The organism is Nocardia sp. NPDC059240 (genome assembly GCF_042753865.1).
Taxonomy (GTDB): Bacteria; Actinomycetota; Actinomycetes; order Mycobacteriales; family Mycobacteriaceae; genus Nocardia.
The window spans coordinates 389,810-411,304 of the sequence record NZ_JBHZAC010000004.1 but is presented as its reverse complement, the minus strand read 5'-3'; the positions used below and the strand labels follow the sequence as shown (position 1 = coordinate 411,304).

Sequence of the window (21,495 nt, the reverse complement as noted above, 5' to 3'; positions counted from 1 at the left end):
GTCGCACACGGGAGCGGGTGCCGCAATGTGAAAACGGGTCTGTGTGGTGTGCGGAACTCGCCGTCGGGCGCGCTATTACAAATCTGGTCACAATGTGTGAGAAGCAGATGTGATCTCCGCGTCGGCGGGGAAACAATGGGGTGAACAACGCCTCACCGTTGTTTGGGCGGCGGTCGCGAGCAAGCCGATCGCCGGCGCTCGAGAGGAGTGAGGGCCATGCAGCCCAGTCCTGCTTATCCGGTGCGTGTACGCGGCGACCTCGACCCGGGGTTGTCCCGCTGGATGTGGATTGTCAAGTGGATACTTGCTATTCCACATTATGTGGTGTTGCTTTTCCTGACGATCGCCTATCTTGTCGTTTCGATCATCGCGTTCTTCGCCATCCTCTTCACGGGCGTGTATCCGAGAGCGCTGTTCGACTTCAATGTCGGTGTGCTGCGCTGGAGTTGGCGCGTTCGCTTCTATGCGCTCTCACAACTGGGAACCGACCGCTACCCGCCGTTCAGCCTCGAGCCGGATCCGAACTATCCCGCTGATCTGGAAGTCGACTATCCCGAACAACTCAATCGCTGGATGGTCTTGATCAAATGGTGGCTGCTGGCGATTCCGCAGTATCTGATCGTCGCGGCATTCATGGGCGGCGGCCGGAATATGATGTCGCTGTTGCCGATTCTGATCGTGATCGCGGCCGTCGGCCTGCTGTTCACCGGCGCGTACCTGCCCGGCCTCTACGACTTCGCCATGGGCATCAACCGCTGGGGGATCCGGGTGCGCGTCTACGCCTCCCTGATGACCGACGCCTATCCGCCGTTCCGCCTCGATCAGGGTGCGAGGGAGCCCGACGCCGCCGCCTCGTAGAGCCGCCGCACCACGTCCTCGATATCGGGTTCCTCGATGGACAGGTCGCGGACCTCCGCGCGGGCGGAGACGGCCGTGAGCAACTGTGCGGCAGTGGTGATCTCGCTGTCGAAGGCGAGCCGCTGCCGCATGCCCGCACCGGCGCTGTCGAGCAGTTTGGCCCCGGGCAGATCCGACAGGTCCGGGGTGGGCTCGGCGAGGTCGACGGTCAGCACGCGTTGTGCGCCGACGGTCGCGCCGAGCCCGGTCAGCGAACCGTCGTAGACCAGCCGCCCGTGATCGACCACCAGCACCCGCTCGCACAGCCGCTCGATATCGCCCATGTCGTGGGTGGTGAGCAGCAGCGTGGTGCCGCGTTGGGTGCGCTCGTAGCGCAGGAATTCACGTAATCGCTGCTTGGACAACACATCCAGGCCGATGGTCGGTTCGTCGAGAATGATCAGCTCGGGTTCGTGCAGCAGGGCCGCGGCGACCTCCGCGCGCATGCGCTGGCCCAGCGAGAGCTGCCGCACGGGGGTGTCGAGGGTGCCGTCCATCTCCAGTCGCCCGACCAGTTCGTCGGTGCGGTCGCGCGCGGTGTGCGGGGGCAGCCGATGGATGGCCGCCAGGATCGAGAACGATTCGCGCAGTGGCAGATCCCACCACAGCTGCGAGCGCTGCCCGAACACCACGCCGATCCGCCCGGCCAGTTCGCGCCGCTGCCGGACCGGGTCCAGGCCGCAGGTGCGCAACCGGCCGGCGGTGGGCACCAGGATGCCCGTGATCATCTTGATGGTGGTGGACTTGCCGGCCCCGTTCGCGCCGATGTATCCGACCGCCGCGCCGGGTTCCACGCGGAAGCTCATCGAGTCCACGGCGGTGACCAGTTCCCGGCGTCGCCGCCAGCGGCCCTCCTTGCGGCTGAGCACGAAAGTTCGTGTCAGGTCCTCGATATCGATGATCGCACCGCTCACCCGCCGCCTCCTTGATAGTGCCGGGTCCCCAGTCGCCACAGGAACAGCGCCGCGCTCCACACCCACAGCGCCGCCAGCGGCGCTGCCCAGGCGAGCCAGTTCGGCAGCAGGGCCGGGCCGGGCAGACCGAGCAGGGCGATGGTGGGCAGATACGAGGTGAAGGCGACCGGAACCAGAAATCCGAAAACGAGTTTCATCGGTGCGGGAAACACCGAGGTCGGCTGCATGGAGGCGTACGACCCGCCATAGGTGAAGGAATTGGTCAGCTCCGCGCCGTCGATCAGGAAGAACTGTACTCCCGCCGCGCACACGAAAAGTCCCGCGAAGATGATGATTCCGGACAGCAGGGTGAGCGCGAACAGGATGACGTGCGCGGGCGTCCAGGCAATGTCGTTGCGTGCCAACCCGAATGAGAGCACGGTGGTCGCGACCGCAATGCGCGCGACCCGGCGCAGTTGCAGATCGCTGGTCATCAGTTGCAGCAGTAATGGTTGGGGCCGTAGGTAGAAGGCGTCCAATCGGCCCATTCGGATATAGGTGGGCAGGGTGTCGGCGTGCCCCACGACCATGTCGGCGATGGCGAAACAGGTATTGCTGAGCCCGAACAGCAGCAGCATGCCGTCGAGATCCAGGCCGCCCAGCCGCGGCACATTGTGGAAGATGACCCACATTTCACCGAATTCCACCAGCCCGATCAGGAAGGCGCTCAGCAGATCCGTGGCGAAGGACAGTGGATAGGCGCGCTGGGCACGCAGTCGCGAACCGAGTACGGCGCGGTAGGGCGTAAGGCGGGAGGGGAGTGTCTCAACCACCCTGCACCTCCAGCTTGCGGCGTCCGGCACGGAGCAGCAGCTGGCCTGCCCCCACCAGAATCAGTAACCAGAAGCATTGCACGACAACGAGTTCCAATGCGGCGATCCCGGTGGTTCGGCCCGAGAGCACATCGATGGGCCACTGCAGCATGGACGGGAAGGGCGTCGCGTAGGCGATGGCGCGCAGCCAGTCCGGGAACAGGTGCAGGGGTGCGAACAGTCCGGCCAGGAAGGTGCCCAGGATCATGTGCAGCGCGCGCAGCCCGCGAGTCTCGATGAGCCAGAACCCGGCCAGGCTGACCGCGAACATGGACAGGAACGACAGGGTCATGGCCAGCAGCAGGCTGATTCCGCCCAGCACGTAGGGGCCCGCGGTGGTCGGGAAGGCGAGGCCGAAAGTGACCACACCGACCAGGATGCTGGGTAGTGCGCGGGCGAGCAGGGTGCAGGCGGCCCGCCCGAGATATTCGGCCAGATGCGCGAATTGGATGTCGATGGGCCGCAGGAAGTCGATGACCACGTCGCCGGTGTGGATGCGCTCCACGATGTCGGGCACGATCCAGAAGGCGATGGCCCCCAGTAGGCCCTGCGAGAGCCAGATGTAGGCCCCGATGGTGCTGCGGTCGTAGCCGCCGAAGCCGCTGTTGGCGTGTACGGCCGCGCCGAGTACGGCGGCCCGGACGAAGCCGAAGATCAGGTTGGTGAACAGACCGGCCAGCATGGCGAGCCGGTAGTGCGATTGTCTGCGAAACCCTGCCTTGACCAGCTGCCAGTAGACCCCCACGTCGCTGCGCACAACTGGTTGACGCTACGGGCAAAGGCGGTGTCGGGGGCCGGGTTCGGCCAAAACGCTGCGAGGTCTGGCGGGATTTGTCGAAAATGGTCGTGTTTCACTCTGAGGACTGGTAGAAACATCAGCGTTTCACTTTGTTGCGACGCTAGGACCTGCTGATGACCATTGCCGAATCGACCGTTTTCGAGGCGCTCGAGTCCAATGTGCGTGGCTACTGCCGTTCCTGGCCCACCGTCTTCGACACCGCCCGCGGCGCCTGGCTCACCGACGAGAGCGGCAAGGACTACCTCGATTTCTTCGCCGGCGCGGGCACGCTGAACTACGGGCACAACAACCCCGTGCTCAAGCAGTCGCTCATCGACTACATCGTCGGCGACGGCATCACCCACGGCCTGGACATGTCCACCGTCGCCAAACGCCGCCTGCTGGAGACGATTCGCGAACTGCTGCTGACCCCACGCGGACTGGACTACAAGGTGCAGTTCCCCGGCCCGACGGGAGCCAACGCGGTCGAGGCCGCACTCAAGCTGGCGCGCAAGGTCACCGGCCGCACCAGCATCCTGAACTTCACCAATGCCTTCCACGGCATGACGCTGGGCGCGCTCTCGGTCACCGGCAATGCCGCCAAGCGCGCCGGCGCGGGCGTCCCGCTGGTGCACACCACCCCGATGCCCTACGACGGCTATCTCGATGAGGCCGAGGACCTTTCGTGGATGCGCCGGGCACTGGACGACAGCTCCTCGGGCCTGGACAAGCCCGCCGCGGTGATCGTGGAGACCGTGCAGGGTGAGGGCGGCGTCAATGTGGCCCGCGCGCAGTGGCTGCGCCACCTCGCCGAACTGTGTTCCGACCGTGGCATTCTGCTCATCGTCGACGATGTCCAGATGGGTTGCGGCCGCACCGGCCCGTTCTTCTCCTTCGAGATCGCCGGCATCACCCCCGACATCGTCACGCTGTCGAAATCCATCAGCGGCTACGGACTTCCGATGGCGCTGGTGCTCATGCGCCGCGAGCTGGATCAGTGGGCCCCGGGCGAGCACAACGGCACCTTCCGCGGCAACAACGCCGCCTTCGTGACCGCCGAGGTCGCGCTGCGCCACTACTGGTCCGACAACCGCCTGGAAGTCGCGACCCTCGCCAAGGGCGAGCGCATCACCGCGCACCTGACCACGCTGACCGAATCCTTCACCGGCATCACCACCCGCGGACGCGGCCTGGTGCAGGGTCTGGTCTTCGCCGACGCCTCGCAGGCCACCAAGGTCTGCCGCGTCGCCTTCGAGCACGGGCTGCTCGTCGAAACCTCCGGCTCCTACGACGAAGTCGTGAAGCTGCTGCCGCCGCTCACCGTCACCGATGACGAAATCACCCACGGCCTGGGCATTCTCAGCCGCGCGGTGGATATCGTCCGCGACGGTCTGTAAAGACGTCGGCCGCCGCCCACACCGGTGGCCGACCCCGGTGCCGGGTTCCCAGCTGCGGAGGGAACCCGGCACCATCTATGTGGTGAAGTACTTCTCGAACCAGGCGCGTAGTGCCGCATCGTCTTTGGGGCTGTCGCCGGGATAGTCGGCCGGGGAGCCGGTCACCAGGACGAACAGGTGCAGCTCCTCGTACACCGCGACCAGGGCGGGGCGGGACGGATCCGAGGTCTTGTCGGTGAAACAGAAGTACCGCCCGACGGGCGTGCTCTGTTTGCGCCACACCTCGTCGGTGCCGGAACCGCCGCACCCGTGTCCGGGGAACTGGTTGAGATCAGCCTGATAGAGCGTTTTCGCCGTGTCGGTGTTGGGTGCGCCCACGAACGAGACGCCGGGGGCATCGAGTTTGGTGTCGCAGTCGATGATCGCGGTCACCGGACCGACCGGCGGATCGGTGTGGCGGCAGTTGCGGCGGACATACGGGTCGTTGAGGCGATCGAGCAGGTAGTAGTCGGCCGCGGTGAAGTCGTCGGGATCGCGGGCGCTCTCCTGCGCGCGGAACCGTCCGAGGTTCGATTTGGCGTAGTAGTCGCGCAGTGCGGTCTGGTTCGCGGCGTCCCAGATGTAGGTGGCCAGCGTCAGCCGGGCTTCGTCGGTCAGCACCAAGCCCGGTTTCGGCACGCCTGTCGTGTGGTCGATGTAGCAGGCCTTGCGGCCTACCTCCACACCGTCCTTCAGCGACGGCCCGTCCTTGCCTGCCGGATCCGACGGGCAGGCGGTCGCGCCGAGCGTGCCCAGGAAATTGCTGTTGTAGAGGTCGTGCATCGCGGTCGCGGTCTTGAACCGGAAGAACCGGGCGGCCGGTGCGGAGGCGTCGGGATTGGGATCGCAGACGACGAAAGACGTGGTGGAGACGTCGGGGTTGCCGTGCACGCAATTGGCGCGGTGATATCCGGCCCAGCCGACAATCGCGAGCAAGTCGATATCGGGTCCGCGTAGTGTCGCGGCATCTCCGACCGGGGTGCCCGCGGTCGTGTGCCGGAGGTAGGCCCAGCCGGCGAAGGTCAGTGAGGCGGCGAGCAGTACCGTCGTGGCGAGCAGCGCACCCACCCGGCGCAGCCGACGGCGGGACCGGGGGGTCGGCGGTTTCGCCTCGCTGCCACCGGCATCCGCCTTGCTCCCGCCGGTATCAGCCCTGCTCCCGCCGGTATCCGCCCGGCCGCCATCGGTTTTCGCCTGGAAGTCGGCGTTGCTCGGGTCCCCGGGCGCGACCGTCGAGGCCGATCCGGTGGCGGCGCTGACCACCGTTCCCGTCGTATCGGTCTGGGCCCGAGCCGGATTCGTGGTCGCTCGCGGGGCGGTGCCGGTGGGGCGCGGCGCGCTCGGGTCGGGGGTGCGGCCGCCGGTGCGATCGTTGAGGGCGGTCCGCGCCGCGGCGGCGAGTTCGCCTGCGCTGCCGTAGCGCTGCGCGGGCTCCTTGGCCATGCCGCGCGCGACGACCGCGTCGAGGGCGGCCGGGACGGTCGGGCGGACCAGACTCGGGCGGGGGATCGGGTCGAACATGTGCGCGGCCATGATCTGTGCGTCATTGCCGCCCGCGAACGGCCGGGTGCCGGTGAGACATTCGAACAGCACGCAGGCCAGCGCATAGACATCGGAGGGCGGACCGATCTCGACGGCCGCGAAGCGCTCGGGAGCCATATAGCGGTAGGAGCCGACCGCGCCCCCGTCCTGGGTGAGCGATTCGTCGGTGGCCGACTGGGCGATGCCGAAGTCCACCAGATACACGAAGCCCGTGTGGGTGACGAGGATGTTGTCCGGCTTCACATCTCGGTGCAGCAGCCCGTCGCGGTGCGCGGCATCCAGTGCGGCGGCGACCTGTTCGACGACGGTGACCGCGTCCTCCGGATTGCCCGGCCCGTGCCGGTGCAGCAGGGAGCGCAGACTGTCGCCGTCCACCAGCCGCATATCGATGTAGAGGCGGCCCTCGATCTCGCCGTAATCGTGGATCGGGATGACGTGCGCTTCCCGAAGCCGTGCCGCCGCATGGGATTCCCGCTGGAAGCGCTGCCGGTAGACGCTGTCCCCGGCCAGGCGCTCGGGCAGCACCTTGATGGCCACGGTCCGGTCCTTGACCGTGTCGTAGGCCTGATAGACCTCCCCCATACCCCCGCGTCCGATCAGCCGGTCGAGCCGATAGGGACCGAACCGGGATCCGACGGTGAGCGGGTGATTCGGACTGTTCATTCCGGTCCTCGGCTCCTCGCTGCGGATCCATTGTGGCAGTCGGGGGATCGGGCAAGCCCAGAATCACGCGGATTACAAACGGTGACCGGGCGGTTTCGGACCGGCATGGTCTGTATCGGTGGGTGAAGGCCCTCGTCCGCCAACGTCCCCGTCCCCTGTGCCCCGAGGTGCTGTCGTGTCCTCAATAGCCGTGCAGGCCAGGCCCATCGCGGCCCGGCTGCACCTGCCGAGCGTATCCGTGCTCGCGCGGTTCGTCGCGCCGATCGTGCTGGTGGTGATCTGGCAGCTGGCCAGCGCCACCGGTGTGCTGCCGGAACGATTGCTGGCCTCGCCGGTGACCGTGGTGCAGACCGCGATCGACCTGATCAAGGACGGGACGCTGACCAAGGCGCTCTCGGTGTCGCTGCAGCGGGCGGCGGTGGGCTTCGTCATCGGCGCGGTCGCGGGCATCGCGCTGGCGCTGGTGGCCGGGTTGAGCCGGGTGGGGGAGTACCTCGTCGATCCGATCCTGCAGATGCTGCGGACGCTGCCGTTCTACGGGCTGATCCCGCTGTTCATCCTGTGGTTCGGGATCGGGGAGCTGCCCAAGATCGTGCTGGTCGCCTTCGGGGTGGCGGTGCCGTTGTACCTCAATACTTTCGCCGGAATCCGCAGTGTGGACGGCAAACTCGCCGAGCTGGCGCAGGTCCAGCGGCTCAACCGGCTGCAGCTGGTCCGCCACATCGTGCTGCCGGGCGCACTGCCGCAGGCGCTGGTCGGATTGCGGCAATCGCTGGGTGTGGCCTGGCTGGCGCTGATCGTGGCCGAACAGGTGAATGCCGATGCGGGCCTGGGCGCCATGATCAACGACGCCCGTGAATTCCTGCGCACCGACGTGATCGTGGTCGGCCTGCTCGTCTACAGCGTGCTCGGTCTGCTGACCGACGCACTGGTCCGTTCGATCGAGAGGAGAGCGCTGTCATGGCGACGCGGCTTCCTGGCACCCTGACCGATTCGGTGATCGCGGCGACACTGGCCGAGATCGAGAAGAACTCCACCCCGGACGTTCCCGCCGACGCGGTGGTGCGAATTCGCGGGCTGGTCAAGGACTTCGGCGAGCGTCGGGTGCTGCACGGCCTGGACCTCGATATCCGGCCCGGCGAATTCGTGGCCCTGCTCGGCCGCAGCGGCTCCGGCAAATCCACGCTGCTGCGCGCGCTGGCCGGACTCGACGACAAGACCGAAGGTGAACTGGCCGTCTCGGGCGAGGTGGCCGTCGCGTTCCAGGAGCCCCGCCTGGTGCCGTGGAAGCGGGTGCGCGACAACATCACTCTGGGCCTGCGTCGTCAGCACCCCAAGGCCGCAGCGGAAGCCGCGCTGGCCGAAGTCGGTCTGGCCGAACGTGGCGGGGCATGGCCGCTCACCCTCTCCGGCGGTGAGGCGCAACGCGCTTCGCTGGCCCGCGCCCTGGTGCGCGAGCCCGAACTGCTGCTGCTCGACGAGCCCTTCAGCGCACTGGATGCCTTGACCCGCATCACGATTCACAACCTGGTGCTGGACCTGTGGGCCAAGCACCGCCCCGGCGTCCTGCTCGTCACCCACGACGTGGACGAGGCGCTGCTGCTCGCCGATCGCGCACTGGTGCTGGCCGAGGGCCGCATCGCCCGCGAAATCCCCATCGACCTGCCGCGCCCCCGTCGGCGCGACCACCCCGAATTCCTGGCCCTGCGTACCGCATTGCTCGCCGAGCTGGGCGTCACCTCCGAAGAAGGATCCACCGAATGAAACGCAAACGCCTCATTGCCGCGCTCGCGGTCGCCACGGCCCTGCTCACCGCGGCCTGCGGCTCGAGCAGCGACGACAACAGGGGCGTGAACGCGGACGGTTCGGTCGATCTGTCGAAGGTGACCCTGCACATCGGCGATCAGAAGGGCATGGCCCTGCAGGCCCTGCTCGACGTGTCCGGCCAGGGCAAGGACCTGCCCTACAAGGTGGAATGGGCCAGCTTCACCGCCGGCCCGCCCATGCTCGAGGCCATCAATGCCGGATCCGTGGACTTCGGCGGCGTCGGCGACGCGCCGCCGGTCTTCGCGGCCGCGGCCAAATCGCAGATCAAGATCGCTGGCGTGTACGACTCGGGCTCGGCGGGCAATGGCGTGCTGGTGCCCAAGGATTCGGCCATCAAGGATCCGAAGGACCTGCGCGGCAAGAAGATCGCGGTCACCAAGGGCAGCTCGGCGCACTATCACCTGCTCTCGGTGCTGACCAAGAACGGGCTCACCTTCAACGACATCGAACCGCAGTACCTGCAGCCCGCCGACGCGCTGGCCGCGCTGTCCACCGGCCGGGTCGACGCCTGGACGGTGTGGGATCCCTATGTGGCCCAGGCCGAAGTGGCGGGTAACCGCGTGCTGGTCGACGGCACCGGTTACCTGAAGCCGGACAGCTTCTGGGTGGTGGGCTCGAAGACCTTGGAGAACAAGGCGAATGCCGCGGCCGTGCGGGATCTGCTGGGCCGCATCCAGCGCGCGCACACCTGGATCACCGGGCATCGCGAGGAGTGGGCCAAGCAGTCCTCGGCCATCACCGGCGTGCCCTACGACGTCACCCTGCTGGCGGTGAATCGCGCCAATTTCCAGGATCATCCGCTCGACGACGCCACCATCGCCGCCGAACAGCAGGTCGCCGACGCCTTCTCCGACGCCAAGTTGATTCCCGGAAAGCTGAAGATCTCCGACTTCATCGACACCCGCTTCAACGACCGATTCAACTCCTAGGAGTCCCCGAATGAGCTTGTCGTTCCACTGGTTCCTGCCCACCTCCGGCGACTCCCGCGGCCTCGTGGTCGGCGGGCACGGCACGCCGATGTCGGGTGACCGGCCCGCCTCGCTGCACTACCTCAACCAGATCGGCGCGGCCGCCGAATCCAATGGCTTCGAGGCCGTGCTGACCCCCACCGGCTCCTGGTGCGAGGACGCCTGGCTGACCACGGCCATGCTGGTGGAGACCACCGAGACGCTGAAATTCCTGGTCGCCCTGCGCCCCGGACTGATGAGCCCGACCCTGGCCGCGCAGATGGCGGGCACCTTCCAGCGGCACTCCGCCGGACGGCTGCTCATCAATGTGGTGACCGGCGGCGAACCCCTGGAACAGGCCGCCTACGGCGACTTCGCCGACAAGGAATCGCGCTACACCCGAACCGGTGAATTCCTGCACGTGGTGCGTTCACTGTGGGAGTCGCACGAGCCGACCTCGTTCCAGGGCGAGCACATTCGCGTCGAGAACGCGCTGCTGAGCAACCGGCCGGACCCGATCCCGCCGATCTTCTTCGGCGGCTCCTCGGCCCCCGCCGGACCGGTCGCGGCCCGCTACGCCGACACCTACCTCACCTGGGGTGAGCCGGTGCTCGCGGTCAGCCGCAAGCTGGACTGGATTCGCGGCCTCGCGGTGGATCACGGCCGCAAGCTCGACTACGGCCTGCGCATCCACGTCATCACCCGCGACACGTCCGAGGAGGCGTGGGCGGTCGCCGACAAACTGCTGTCCGGCATCGACCCCGCCGATATCGAACGCGTCCAAGCCGCGCTCGGCAAGAGCGAATCCGAGGGCCAGCGCCGCATGTCGGAACTGCACAACGGCAGCACCGACCGGCTCGAGATCGCTCCGAACCTCTGGGCCGGTGTCGGCCTGGTCCGCGGCGGCGCGGGCACCGCCCTGGTCGGCTCGCACGAGGAAGTGGCCGAACGCCTCATCGAATACTCGAAGGCGGGCATCTCCCAGTTCGTCCTGTCCGGTTACCCGCACCTGGAAGAGGCGTACTGGTTCGGCGAGGGCGTCCTGCCCATCCTCGAGCGAAAGGGCCTGTGGCAGCACCCGAATCGCCGCCCCGTCCACCCCGCCGTCACGCCTTTCGCCAACGCCTCGAGCAGCTAGCGGTCCCGCCCCGCCCCGTCATTCCGGCGTGCTCTCGGCCGGAATCCAACGCCCGCAGCCGCCGCACTCCCGTCAGGTGCGGCGGCTGCGGTTTCCCCGCGCGGAACCTGCGTCGAGGGGCTCAGCGGTGCACCGCCGGGGCTGAGGTGGGGGCTGCGGTCCGGTCGGGGTTACCCGTCACCGCGCGACGCAGGGCCACGGTGTAAACCAATGCGGCGGAGGCCGTTCCGGCCAGCAGCAGGTAACCCATGGTGTAGCTGTCGGTCTGCCCGTAGGCGAACCCCATGACCAGCGGCGGGAAGTATCCGCCCAGACCGCCTGCGGCACCGACCAATCCGGTCACCGTGCCGACCCGGGCCGGATCCACCAGCTTGGCGACCAGGGCGAACACGCCGCCGGTGCCCAGGCCCAGGCAGAACGCCATGGCCACCAGCGCCGCACCGGCCGGCAGTTCGGCGGGCGGCTCGACGGCCAGCACCAAGGCCAGCACCGCGGCCCCCGCGAACGCGGCGGTCAGCACGCGGATCGGGCCGACCTTGTCGGAGAGGATGCCGCCGATCGGGCGGGCCAGCACTCCGGCCATGGCGAACCCGGCGGTACGGATGCCCGCGTCCGACTGGGCGAACTCGTAGACGTTGTGCAGCACCGTCGGCAGGTAGGTCGAGAAGGCCACGAACCCGCCGAACGCCACCGCGTACAGCAGCGACCCCTGCCAGGTCGCCTTGAGCCGCAACGCTTCCCGAATCCGCGGCAGCGCCGGATCGGTGGCGGGCGTCCAGCTCGGCGCGTCCCGCGCGAACAACAGCACCACCACGCCCAGCGCGGCCAGCGCCACCGCCAGCAGCGCATGGGTTTGCGCCCGCCCGAGATGTTCGACCAGGCGCGGGGTGCACAGCGCCGAGAGCGCGGTACCGCCCATGCCGAGCCCGAACATGCCGGTGGCGAAGCCGCGCCGCGCGGGCTCGTACCAGTTGTTCACGAACGGCACGCCGACCGCGAACGAGGTGCCGCCGATACCCAGCAGAAAGCCCCAGACCATCAGCCCCGCAAAGGAATTCGCCCACCCCACGAACAGCACCGGCACGATGGTGAGAAAGCAGATCGCCGCCAGCATGCGCCGCCCGCCGAACCGATCGGCCAGCACACCCACCGGGATCCGCCCCAGCGACCCCACCAGCACCGGCGTCGCCACCAGCAGCGAGGTCTGGCCGGGCGAGAGCCCCAGCATCTTCGTGTAACTCGACGACAGCGGCCCGATCAGATTCCACGCCCAGAAGGTCAGGGCGAAGACCGCCGTAGCGAGCGTCAGATTCCGGGTGGTCATGAAATTCTGTCTACCCCGCGCGGAATTTCACCGATAGCGGATCCGAAACACACCACGGCCATGGGTATTTTCGCAGCGTCGCCCTGGCCTGGGGAAAGCTGCCGCCGCGCAAAATGCCCCGCGACCGTGGGTATTCGAAGTCACGGCGACGGGCACCGGATGAGCCGCGGGGCGGTGAATTCACCTGCTCGACGGGCATGCGTCGACGGCGTCTGCCACAGTCGAAGGTTATGAGCGGGCGGCGGGTTGTGGGTTTGTGTGCGGCGGTGCTGAGTCTCGGGCTGGTGGCGGGGTGCGGGAGTAGCCCGGACTCCGGCGCGCCCGCCACTTCGGCCGGGGTGCCGCTGATTTCGACCGGGGACCTGCCCGCGGCGCGGACCGGTGAGGTGCACCTGTTCGGCATCAACGACCTGCACGGCAACCTGCAGCCGCCGGACGGGGCCAATGGCAAGGTGGGCGCGTACACGGCCGGGGGAGCCGCCTACCTGGCCGCTCACCTGTCCCGGTTGAAGGCCGCCTACCCCGACAGCGCCGTGGTGTCGGCCGGGGACAATGTCGGGGCCAGCCCGCTCATCTCGTCGCTGTTCCACGACGAGCCCACCATCGACTTCCTGAACTCGATCGGCGTGGTGGCCTCCTCGGTCGGCAATCACGAATTCGACCACGGCGTCACCGAATTGCGCCGGTTGCAGGAGGGCGGCTGCGCGGCCGACGGCTGCACCCCGGGCGACAAGTTCACCGGCGCGAACTTCCCGTACTTGGCGGCCAATGTCACCGACGCCAACGGTCAGCTGCCGCCCGGACTGCGGGCCTGGACCCTGCTGACGGTCGGTGACCACAAGATCGGCATCGTCGGCACGGTCACCCCCGACACCGAGCACATCGTCATGCCGGACGGCATCCGCGGCTACCACTTCGGTGACGAGGCCGCCGCCATCAACAAATACGTGCCCGAGATGAAGAAGGCGGGCGCGGAGACCGTGGTGGCGCTGCTGCACGACGGCGGTGCACAGCAGGCGCACGACGCACCCGTCGACTACAACGGGTGCGCGAACATCTCACCGGATGTGAAAGCCCTGGCGGACAAGACCGATGGCGCGGTGTCGGTCATGCTGACCGCGCACAGCCATCAGGCCTACAACTGCACCCTGAACGGCAAGGTCGTCACCCAGGCCGCCTCCTACGGCCGCCTTATCACCGACGTGAACCTGCGCTTCCACGACGGCAAGGTCGACGCCAAGGCCGTCAACCGGGTCGTCACCCGGGACATCCCGCCGGCCGCCGCCTCGGCGCAGCTGGTGGATTTCTTTGCCGGGCAATCGAAATCACGTGCCGATCGGGTGATCGGCAGCTCGACCGCCGCGCTACCCGCCGATCCGGCCCCGGCGGGGGATTCGCCGCTCGGCGATGTCATCGCCGACTCCATGCTCGATGCCATGACCAATGTGCAGGTGGTGGCGGCCTTCATGAATCCCGGTGGCGTGCGCGCGGGTCTGAACGGCGGCAATATCACCTATGAGCAGGCGTATACGGTGCAGCCGTTCGGCAATCAGGTGGTGGCGCTGGCGTTGACCGGGCAGCAGATCCTGAATCTGCTGGAGCAGCAATGGGACAACGTGAGCAAGCCCGCCGTGCTGTCCGTCGCGGGCATCACCTACTCCTACTCCGACACCGCCCCCAAGGGGCGCAAGGTGATCGACGGCAGCGTCCGGGTCGGTGGCCAGCCGTTGAATCTCGCTGCCTCCTACCGGGTGTCGACCAACAACTTCCTGGCGACCGGCGGCGACGGCTTCACCGTGTTCAAGCAGGCCAGTGAAACCCTGGTCGGGCCCATCGATCTCGACGCCCTGGAGACCTACCTGCGCGCCCACCTCGCGGTGAACCCGCCGCAGAGCCGGATCGAGAAGAAGTAGCCGGATCGAGAAGAAGTAGCGATCAGCGCCGGAACTCCTCGACCGGGGTGAACTCGGCATCCCGGTCGCCGACCTCGTTGCGATACCACTGCTCACGCCGCTGCCGCTGCACCCGATCGGCCACCGCGTCGAGTCCGGGCACGGTGCGGCGCAATGTTTCCGCGCCGAACACCACCGGTGCCTGCAACAGCGGATGCAGCACCCACGGGAAACGGCGCGGCATGCGATGGCGGGCATAGGTGGCCGGCGGCAGCCAGAATCCGGTGTAGCCGATCTGTACGCGATAGTTGAACTCGTCGTGAATCCGCTTGGCCCACGGGCTGTCCGGCTTCGGCGCGAATGCCGGCAGATACGACTCCACCAGCTCCTCGCCGTCCGTGCCCGCCGTGTACGCGCGTTTGACGAAGGCGGCGAACATGAGTCGCACGGCCGCCCGGAAATTCTGCGGATACCAGCTCGGCTGCACCCCGAGCAGATGGCCGACGTAACGCCAGAAATGCAGTGTCGCTTCGATTTCCGAGACGGTCGTCTGATGCCCGAGACTCCACAGCGCCAATCCGGGCACCACGCTGCCGCCCATCAGGGTGAGGGTGGCGTCGCCGATGCTGATCGGCACACCCCAAGCGTCGTAATCCCATTCGGGCCGCTGCATGAGCTTGCGCCGGATGAACACGTGCATGATCCGCACCCGCATCGCGGTCTGCCGCCCGCGCGCACCGGGGTCCAAACCACCCGGCTCGGACACGTCGATCCAGAAGCGGACGGTCTCCAACTGCCGCTTGTGAGCCTTGTCCCCGGCATACCCGCCTGCGTACGACAGCGGTTTGGTGATCGAACTCTCCGAGTACATCTCCAGCGTGCTGGTGGTGGCGAAGCTGAAAACCGAAGTGCCCCAGCGGCGGAACACCTTCGCCCCCTGTGCCACCAGCTCCGGATCCAGCCACTCGGGCGCGGTCTCGAACTCCTCGAACAACCGCACCAGCGACGGCGGTGCGTCCGCAACGCTGTCCACCCCGTCCGCCAGCGCCCGATCCAGCATGGCCCGCCCGGCCTTCGGCCCGATCTCCCCGAGATACACCTCGTCGACGAACGCCTCGGCCACCGGATCGGCCTGGTAGTAGGCCCCCGCGAAGGCCCGCACCAACTCCTCGTCCGGCTGCGGATCGAACCGGAACACCCCGCGCCACACCCGCCGCGCCCGCTGCACCCACGGATCCTCGAACCGATCCCAATACCGGAACTCGGTCGGAATCTTCCCCGCCGCAGCCGCTTCCAACGTCGCGGGAGTCTTGCCAGCCATGGCTGAAGCGTAGGTTTCCCCGCTCATCCCGAGCAGAGATTTCCGGCCAACCCCGCCCCGCCCCGAATTCAGGCCGACAACTCCCGCCAATCCTTTGTCCCTGGGGGACGTTTGCTGAAAATTTCCCCGTGCGCGGTGGTGCTACCTGACCGCCTCCCTTTAGGGTTCGCCCGTGACCCGCGCCCTGGAACCCCTCACCACCGTCGACGACCTCATGGCCCTGCTCGCCGATTGCGAGGACGCCTGGGACATGCCCGACCGCAGCGGCGACCCGGTCGACATCCTCGACCACGACCGCCAATGCGCCGAAATCCTCCGCCGCGACTTCCCCGCCGACGAAGAACTCCAGGTCGCCGGTCTGGTCCACGACATCGGCCACGTCCTGATCCCCGGCGACGACGCGGGCCACGGCATCCACGGCGGAAACATGGTGCGCGCCCTGCTCGGCGACCGTGTCGCCCGCCTGGTCGAACTCCACGTCGTCGCCAAGCGCTACCTGGCAGCCACCGATGCGGCCCACGCCACCGCCCTTTCCCCGTCGAGCCAACGCACCCTGATCGCTCAGGGCGGCCCGATGACACCGGAGGAAGCGGCCGCCTTCGAGTCCGATCCGGACTTCGACGCGGCGATCGCTCTGCGTCGCGCGGATGACGCGGGCAAGGTCATCGGCCTGATCGTGCAGCCCCTCGATACGTGGCGATCGGTCGTCGAACGCGTCGCAGCAGCCCGCTGACCTGGATTTCTGCGGTGCTGCATAGACTCGCTCTATGCCGTTGTCGCCGAGGGTGCCCGATCTTGCCGCATTGGACCTGCTGCTCTCGGTGATCGAGCTCGGGAGTTTGGGGCGGGCGGCGAAGGCGCACGGGATCAGTCAGCCTTCGGCCAGTTCGCGGATTCGGTATCTCGAGCAGTTGGTAGGGGTGCCGGTGCTGGAGCGGACGACGCTGGGGTCGCGGCCGACGGTGGCGGGGGCGTTGATCGCGGAGTGGGCGCGGGATGTGGTGGATGCGGCGGCGCGGCTGGACGTCGGAATCGATACGCTTCGGACGCAGCGGGATTCGCGGTTGCGGGTGGCGGCCAGCCAGACCGTGGCGGAGTATCTGTTCCCCAAGTGGGTGATGGGTTTGCGGGCGCGGATGCCCGATACCTCCATCGCCTTGGAATCGGGAAATTCGGCAGAGGTGGCCAAGGCGGTGCTCGAGGGCCGGGCCGGCATCGGGTTCGTGGAGGGCCCGCAGTTGCCGAACGGTCTGGAAAGCCATGAGGTGGGCCGGGATCGGCTGCTGGTGGTGGTGGCCGCGAGTCATCCCTGGGCCCGGCGGGCGCAGGTCGACGCCGCCGAACTGGCCCGCACCCCGTTGATCTACCGCGAGTCCGGCTCGGGGACCCGCAATTCCTTCGAGCGGGCCATGCGCGCCGATATGCCGGGCTGGGAACCGAATGTCGCGCTGGAACTGTCCTCCACCACGGCCATCAAGACCGCGGTGGCCGAGGGTCTCGCGCCGGCGGTGCTGTCCTCGCTGGCGGTGGCCACCGAATTGGCCGAGGGCATGCTGGTCTCGCCCACCGTGACCGGCGGCCCGGATCTCGAGCGGCGATTGCGGGCGATCTGGCCGACCGGACAGCAGCCGACCGGTCCGGCGCGTGACTTGTATGCCATTGCGCGCCGCCCGATTTGAGTCCTCTCTGCGAGTTTTGCCCGAAGTGTTGACAGAGTGACTCCCATCACCATAATCTTCCGGCGCGGGCCCAGTGGATTTTGCGAGGACCAAGCCTGCCTGCACATTCTTTTCGCCTTTACAATGCCTTCGCTGAATTCGCAGCGCGAAGACACAAGTGCGCCAACGCCTCCCGCGAGCGTTATCAAAGGGTTATGGTCACGGCATGGTGCGAACCGCCGCCGCAGCCGCAGACCCGGATGAACCAGTCATTCCGGCCACTGCTTCGCGGCCAAAGCTAGAGGTTGTTCCCGAATCGCCTGACCCCGAAGCGCCACAGCCCCACTCCTTCGGCGCACACGTCCTGAGCGCGGCCGACATCGAGCGACTCCCGTCCTCGGCCCGGCACCGCATCGCAGCCTTCATCCACCTGCAGGTGGCAACCCTGGAGGAGTGGCCCGAACCGGTCCTGCCCCCCATCCCGGATCTCGACGAACTCTGAGGTTTGTGCGACCGGCCAGCCCGTACGGCCGGATCCTGGGATTTTGCCGGATGGCTCCGGCGCTCCCGCCTGGCATGGTCAGCGAGCATGAACATCGTGCGGCCGACCACCGCCCACCCTCCCCGAGCCCGTACCGCGGCGCTAGTGGCCGCCCTGCTGGCCCTCGGCGCGCACACCACCGGACTCGCTGCGGCGCAACCGGATTCGAACACCTGGTACGTCCGCGCGGGTGCGCCCGCGAACGGAACCGGCACCGCTGACGCGCCCTTCGACTCCCTTGCCCGGGTGGAATCGGCCTCCCGTGCCGGCGACACCATCCTCGTGCAGCCCGCCACCGGCACCCTCGACGGCGGCATCGCGCTCAAACCCGGGCAGCAGCTCCGCGGCGACGGCTCGGCGGTGATCGGTGCTTCCGACAGCGCTGCGCTGCCGCGCATCGCGAACACCACCGGCAACCACGACGGCGATGCCGTGCGGCTGGCCTCCGACACCGAGGTCAGCAATCTGGTCATCACCGGGGCCCGGCGCGGCGGCATCTACGGTGCCGATGCGGTGGACACCGTGATCACCGGCAATGACGTCACCAATACCAATCAACAATGCGCCGACGGCTTCCTGATCGGCCCGTTCGGACTGCCGCCCACCCTGCCGCTGGGTGCGGCGATTCCCGCACTGCCCGACTTCATCACGCTCAACAATGGCTGGGCGGCGATCATGACCGACTTCCACGACGCGGCGGGCAGCGTCCGCATCGAGGGCAATACCGTGCACGACACCGCCTGTGGCGACGGCATCGATATCCGCGCCCACGGCAGTAGTCGCATCGACGCCGAGGTGACCGGAAATGCGCTGCGCACCATCAATCTCGGCCTGGCCAAACTGTCGGTGCTCGCCCTCGGCGTGCAGGCCGGTGATAATGCCGTGCTGACCGGCCGCCTGACCGGCAACTCCGAGACCGATATCGCCACGCCCGCCACGTCTTTGCTCAATGTCACGGCCGACAGCGAAGGGGTGTTCATCAACCCGCTCGGGCAGGCGCATCTCGATATCACGGTGTCCGCCAACCAATTCCACAACGGTTACGGCAATTCTCCGCCAATGGACTCGAGTACGTGACCACCAGCGGCACCCCCGAGAGCCGAGTCGTGGTGACCGACAGCGTGTTCGACAATGTGGCCGGTGACGTCATCGAGAACTACAACCTGAGCACCAGCGGCGCACACCAGTCGCTGGCCTTGCGCAACGTGTACGCGCATCACAGCACCTTCCCCGGCGCCGTGCTGAACTCCCTGGTCCCCGCCAACCTCGGAACCTGCGTGGTGACCACCAATTTCGGCCGAGCAGCCCACACCGACCTGACCATCGCCGACTCCGATCTCGGCGACTGCAGCGCCGACGGCATCGGCCTGATCGCCTACACCCCGGCCGGATCCGAGCCCAGCACGGCCGAACTCACCTTCGACATCCACGACACCGTGCTCGGCGCGAGCGCCGCCAACGGCATCAGCATTCGCAATGTCGGTGATACCGCGGTGCTGCGCGGCTCCATCGCGCGCACCTCGATCACGGCGGCCCGGGAGTCGCTGTTGCGCGCCAGCAGTAGTGGCGGGGAGATCGGCAGTGCCGCACTCGCATTGAGTGATCTCACGCTGGACGGCGTCGCGAGCACGTGCGATGCGGTCCAGCATGACGGCCGGGTCGACCTGTCGGGCATCCCGGCCGCCTGCTGAAACTCAGCCGCCGATCGACTGGAAGATCTTGACGCCCACCAGGATCACCGCCAGCACCAGGTAGCCGCGCAGTGCGAACATGCCCACCGTGCGCGCCGTGGAGAACGCCGGCCGCTCGAGGGTATCGAGGGCGGGGGTGCGCCAGGTGTCGCGGTCGGTCTCGCGGATGGCCTTGCGCTCGGCCCGGGTGAGGGGAGTGGACTCCAGCTCCTCCACCTGGTCCGGGTCCAGGTTTCCGAGTTCCCGTGCGGTGCGCTCGGTTTCACGGCGCTTGCCGCGCTGCCAGGCGATCAGCATGCCCGCCCCGCCGAGGACGCCGACCAGCGCGCCGACACCGAAACCGACCTCGATGGTGAGCGTGGACAGACCCGGGAAGAACACCGCCGCGGTCAGCGCCAGCGACAGCAGCACCAGCGACCACACGATGATTCCGGCGACGATGTTCTGGCGCACCGTGTTCACCCACGGCCCGAGCACCGCCTTGTCATTGCACAGCAGCACCAGGAACACCGTGGCCGAGGGCAGCAGGACACCGGCCAGCGCCTGCACGCCCTGGGTCAGCAGACCCAGCACATGGTCGGGGCTGAAGGACACCGCGCCCGCGACGGCCAGCAGCGCCGCGTAACCGAGGTAGAACGCCGGTGCCTCACTGACCTTCCAGTGCAGCGAGTGCCGCTTGCCGAGGGTGTCGCCGAGGGCGTACGTGGTGGCCAGGCCGACCGCGTTCGCGCCGATCAGCGAGGCATCCAACAGCAGCATGGCGAACAGCGCGCCGACCGTGGTGCCCATGTGATCGTGCAGGGACTGGGCCACAGCCCCGGCGTCGGTGAAGTTGCCGACCGCGTCGGTGCCCGCGAGACCGAAGGCCGCCGCGGCCATGATGGCCACCGCGCCGACCATGACGACCACGATGCCGACCCACAGATCGATGCGCTCGTAGCGGATCCAGCGCGGCGTGATGCGCTTGTCGACGATATTGGACTGCTGGAAGAACAGCTGCCAGGGCGCGACCGTGGTGCCGACGATGGAGACGATGAGCAGCAGCAGCGTCGAGTTCAGCCCGCCCGGGAAGGACGGCAGGAACCCGTGCGCCACCTCGGAGACCTTGGGGTGCACCAGGAATGCCAGCGGGAACATCACGATGTTCAGCGCGATCAGCCCGAACAGGAACCGCTCCCAGCGCCGGAACGAGCCGCCCGCCACCATGGCGAACAGCGTCACCGCCGCCAGCGGCACCGAGATCGCCTTGGGCAGGCCGAAATAGTTGAGCGCCATCGAGACACCGATGAACTCGGTGACGATGGTCAGCGCGTTCACGATGAACAGGTCGCCCACGCTGAACGCGCCCCAGAACTTGCCGAACCGATCGAAGATCAAGCGCGCGTGCCCGACCCCGGCGACCGCGCCGAGGCGCACCACCATCTCCTGGTTCACGTACAGCACCGGGATGAGCAGCACCAGCGTCCAGACCAGCGCCATGCCGTAGTTCTGTCCGGCCTGCGCATAGGTGGCGATGCCGCCGGCGTCGTTGTCGCCGACCATCACGATCAGGCCGGGGCCGATGATGGCCAGCAGCATGCGCAGGCGCTGGCCGCGGGTGCGGCCCTCGAGGGTGTCGTGCTGGCCGATGGAGCCCAGCGCGCCGACGATATCGCCGACGTGCGCACTGTCCATGACAGCACCGGTGGGACGGGCATCTACTGCGCCGGCGGGTGCGGCGACGGTGGTGGAGCGGCGGGAGCCGTTCGCGAAGAAGGCCATGGCCCTTCCCTCGCTTTCGATCATCGGGTGTATCGGCATGCGGAATACACCCGGCCGCCAAGCGATTTCGGGCACGGTGAACCGGTTCGAGGCACACGTCGGTCCGCGACCGGCGTCGGGACGACGCGGGGCGGAGCGGTGTGGGAACGGATCAGCCGGTGACCGGAATGCGGCAAGCCGGGGACGTGGGGATTCGGAAATCCATACTCGGATACGGACTATCGCCGGAACTCATTGTTCGTCCCTCACCTCCTTGCCGCCGGGACGTACGGGGACGTCGCTGCCGGGTGACCACCGTGTCACCGCCTGTGATG

Annotated in this window: 19 protein-coding genes; 12 read left to right on the top strand and 7 right to left on the bottom strand. The window is 67.7% G+C overall.

All coding sequences use genetic code 11. The annotated features are described in order from the left end of the window. Positions 1–216: 216 nt before the first annotated feature. Positions 217–858, top strand: a complete 642-nt coding sequence (locus tag ACFXHA_RS16550; protein WP_379357440.1) for a DUF4389 domain-containing protein — start codon at positions 217–219, stop codon at positions 856–858. On the opposite strand, the gene ACFXHA_RS16545 is transcribed toward ACFXHA_RS16550, so the two are convergent. From ACFXHA_RS16545 to ACFXHA_RS16535, 3 genes are all read right to left on the bottom strand, one after another. Further along, on the bottom strand, positions 822–1,703 hold the full coding sequence (locus ACFXHA_RS16545; protein WP_379358300.1) for an ATP-binding cassette domain-containing protein: 882 nt from the start codon (positions 1,701–1,703) through the stop codon (positions 822–824). The two genes, ACFXHA_RS16550 and ACFXHA_RS16545, sit on opposite strands and share 37 nt — an antisense overlap. 104 nt (positions 1,704–1,807) lie before the next feature. Beyond that, positions 1,808–2,623 (bottom strand): ABC transporter permease, encoded by an 816-nt coding sequence (locus tag ACFXHA_RS16540; protein ID WP_379357438.1) that lies wholly within the window; start codon positions 2,621–2,623, stop codon positions 1,808–1,810. Next, positions 2,616–3,419 (bottom strand): ABC transporter permease, encoded by an 804-nt coding sequence (locus tag ACFXHA_RS16535; protein WP_379357436.1) that lies wholly within the window; start codon positions 3,417–3,419, stop codon positions 2,616–2,618. Before ACFXHA_RS16535 ends, ACFXHA_RS16540 begins: the two co-directional genes overlap by 8 nt. Positions 3,420–3,574: 155 nt before the next feature. On the opposite strand from ACFXHA_RS16535, the gene ectB reads away from it, so the two are divergent. Further along, on the top strand, positions 3,575–4,837 hold the full coding sequence (gene ectB, locus ACFXHA_RS16530) for a diaminobutyrate--2-oxoglutarate transaminase (protein WP_379357434.1): 1,263 nt from the start codon (positions 3,575–3,577) through the stop codon (positions 4,835–4,837). Positions 4,838–4,912: 75 nt separating this feature from the next. Here ectB and ACFXHA_RS16525 read toward each other — a convergent pair whose 3' ends face one another. After that, positions 4,913–7,081 carry a protein kinase gene (locus ACFXHA_RS16525; protein ID WP_379357432.1) on the bottom strand — a complete coding sequence of 723 codons (2,169 nt, stop codon included), beginning with the start codon at positions 7,079–7,081 and terminating at the stop codon, positions 4,913–4,915. A gap of 175 nt (positions 7,082–7,256) precedes the next feature. On the opposite strand from ACFXHA_RS16525, the gene ACFXHA_RS16520 reads away from it, so the two are divergent. From ACFXHA_RS16520 to ACFXHA_RS16505, 4 genes are read left to right on the top strand one after another with little or no spacing between them, the layout of a single operon-like run. Beyond that, positions 7,257–8,069, top strand: coding sequence for an ABC transporter permease (locus ACFXHA_RS16520; RefSeq protein WP_379357430.1), 813 nt, complete (start codon positions 7,257–7,259; stop codon positions 8,067–8,069). After that, positions 8,042–8,845 carry an ABC transporter ATP-binding protein gene (locus ACFXHA_RS16515; RefSeq protein ID WP_379357428.1) on the top strand — a complete coding sequence of 268 codons (804 nt, stop codon included), beginning with the start codon at positions 8,042–8,044 and terminating at the stop codon, positions 8,843–8,845. The genes ACFXHA_RS16520 and ACFXHA_RS16515 overlap by 28 nt, the downstream gene beginning before the upstream one ends. Next, a complete protein-coding gene (locus ACFXHA_RS16510) occupies positions 8,842–9,837 on the top strand; it encodes an ABC transporter substrate-binding protein (protein WP_379357426.1) in 996 nt (331 codons plus the stop codon). Before ACFXHA_RS16515 ends, ACFXHA_RS16510 begins: the two co-directional genes overlap by 4 nt. A gap of 10 nt (positions 9,838–9,847) precedes the next feature. Further along, positions 9,848–10,993, top strand: coding sequence for an LLM class flavin-dependent oxidoreductase (locus ACFXHA_RS16505; RefSeq protein ID WP_379357424.1), 1,146 nt, complete (start codon positions 9,848–9,850; stop codon positions 10,991–10,993). Positions 10,994–11,114: 121 nt separating this feature from the next. Here the strand turns inward: ACFXHA_RS16505 and ACFXHA_RS16500 are convergent, their stop codons facing one another. After that, positions 11,115–12,317, bottom strand: a complete 1,203-nt coding sequence (locus tag ACFXHA_RS16500) for a nitrate/nitrite transporter (RefSeq protein WP_379357422.1) — start codon at positions 12,315–12,317, stop codon at positions 11,115–11,117. 230 nt (positions 12,318–12,547) lie between these two features. Between ACFXHA_RS16500 and ACFXHA_RS16495 the strand changes: the two genes are divergently transcribed. Beyond that, complete coding sequence (locus ACFXHA_RS16495) at positions 12,548–14,230, top strand: bifunctional metallophosphatase/5'-nucleotidase (RefSeq protein ID WP_379357420.1); 1,683 nt, start codon at positions 12,548–12,550, stop codon at positions 14,228–14,230. Positions 14,231–14,252: 22 nt separating this feature from the next. Here the strand turns inward: ACFXHA_RS16495 and ACFXHA_RS16490 are convergent, their stop codons facing one another. Then, complete coding sequence (locus ACFXHA_RS16490) at positions 14,253–15,530, bottom strand: oxygenase MpaB family protein (protein ID WP_379357418.1); 1,278 nt, start codon at positions 15,528–15,530, stop codon at positions 14,253–14,255. Positions 15,531–15,702: 172 nt separating this feature from the next. On the opposite strand from ACFXHA_RS16490, the gene ACFXHA_RS16485 reads away from it, so the two are divergent. From ACFXHA_RS16485 to ACFXHA_RS16465, 5 genes are all read left to right on the top strand, one after another. Next, a complete protein-coding gene (locus ACFXHA_RS16485) occupies positions 15,703–16,263 on the top strand; it encodes an HD domain-containing protein (RefSeq protein WP_379357416.1) in 561 nt (186 codons plus the stop codon). Positions 16,264–16,297: 34 nt separating this feature from the next. Further along, positions 16,298–17,209, top strand: coding sequence for a LysR family transcriptional regulator (locus ACFXHA_RS16480; protein WP_379357414.1), 912 nt, complete (start codon positions 16,298–16,300; stop codon positions 17,207–17,209). A 205-nt stretch (positions 17,210–17,414) separates the two neighbouring features. After that, positions 17,415–17,690 (top strand): hypothetical protein, encoded by a 276-nt coding sequence (locus tag ACFXHA_RS16475; protein WP_379357412.1) that lies wholly within the window; start codon positions 17,415–17,417, stop codon positions 17,688–17,690. 87 nt (positions 17,691–17,777) lie between these two features. Further along, positions 17,778–18,806, top strand: a complete 1,029-nt coding sequence (locus ACFXHA_RS16470; protein WP_379357411.1) for a hypothetical protein — start codon at positions 17,778–17,780, stop codon at positions 18,804–18,806. Further along, positions 18,803–19,420, top strand: coding sequence for a hypothetical protein (locus tag ACFXHA_RS16465; protein WP_379357409.1), 618 nt, complete (start codon positions 18,803–18,805; stop codon positions 19,418–19,420). The genes ACFXHA_RS16470 and ACFXHA_RS16465 overlap by 4 nt, the downstream gene beginning before the upstream one ends. A gap of 3 nt (positions 19,421–19,423) precedes the next feature. Here ACFXHA_RS16465 and ACFXHA_RS16460 read toward each other — a convergent pair whose 3' ends face one another. Beyond that, a complete protein-coding gene (locus ACFXHA_RS16460) occupies positions 19,424–21,181 on the bottom strand; it encodes an NRAMP family divalent metal transporter (protein ID WP_379357407.1) in 1,758 nt (585 codons plus the stop codon). Positions 21,182–21,495 lie beyond the last annotated feature (314 nt).

Excerpts from the sequence above, each read along its gene's own strand:
- ACFXHA_RS16550 (WP_379357440.1), top strand. The coding sequence starts at position 217 with ATGCAGCCCAGTCCTGCTTATCCGGTGCGTGTACGCGGCGACCTCGAC.
- ACFXHA_RS16545 (WP_379358300.1), bottom strand. The coding sequence starts at position 1,703 with ATGAGCTTCCGCGTGGAACCCGGCGCGGCGGTCGGATACATCGGCGCG.
- ectB (WP_379357434.1), top strand. The coding sequence starts at position 3,575 with ATGACCATTGCCGAATCGACCGTTTTCGAGGCGCTCGAGTCCAATGTG.
- ACFXHA_RS16525 (WP_379357432.1), bottom strand. The coding sequence starts at position 7,081 with ATGAACAGTCCGAATCACCCGCTCACCGTCGGATCCCGGTTCGGTCCC.
- ACFXHA_RS16515 (WP_379357428.1), top strand. The coding sequence starts at position 8,042 with ATGGCGACGCGGCTTCCTGGCACCCTGACCGATTCGGTGATCGCGGCG.
- ACFXHA_RS16510 (WP_379357426.1), top strand. The coding sequence starts at position 8,842 with ATGAAACGCAAACGCCTCATTGCCGCGCTCGCGGTCGCCACGGCCCTG.
- ACFXHA_RS16505 (WP_379357424.1), top strand. The coding sequence starts at position 9,848 with ATGAGCTTGTCGTTCCACTGGTTCCTGCCCACCTCCGGCGACTCCCGC.
- ACFXHA_RS16500 (WP_379357422.1), bottom strand. The coding sequence starts at position 12,317 with ATGACCACCCGGAATCTGACGCTCGCTACGGCGGTCTTCGCCCTGACC.
- ACFXHA_RS16495 (WP_379357420.1), top strand. The coding sequence starts at position 12,548 with ATGAGCGGGCGGCGGGTTGTGGGTTTGTGTGCGGCGGTGCTGAGTCTC.
- ACFXHA_RS16490 (WP_379357418.1), bottom strand. The coding sequence starts at position 15,530 with ATGGCTGGCAAGACTCCCGCGACGTTGGAAGCGGCTGCGGCGGGGAAG.
- ACFXHA_RS16480 (WP_379357414.1), top strand. The coding sequence starts at position 16,298 with ATGCCGTTGTCGCCGAGGGTGCCCGATCTTGCCGCATTGGACCTGCTG.
- ACFXHA_RS16475 (WP_379357412.1), top strand. The coding sequence starts at position 17,415 with ATGGTGCGAACCGCCGCCGCAGCCGCAGACCCGGATGAACCAGTCATT.
- ACFXHA_RS16470 (WP_379357411.1), top strand. The coding sequence starts at position 17,778 with ATGAACATCGTGCGGCCGACCACCGCCCACCCTCCCCGAGCCCGTACC.
- ACFXHA_RS16460 (WP_379357407.1), bottom strand. The coding sequence starts at position 21,181 with ATGGCCTTCTTCGCGAACGGCTCCCGCCGCTCCACCACCGTCGCCGCA.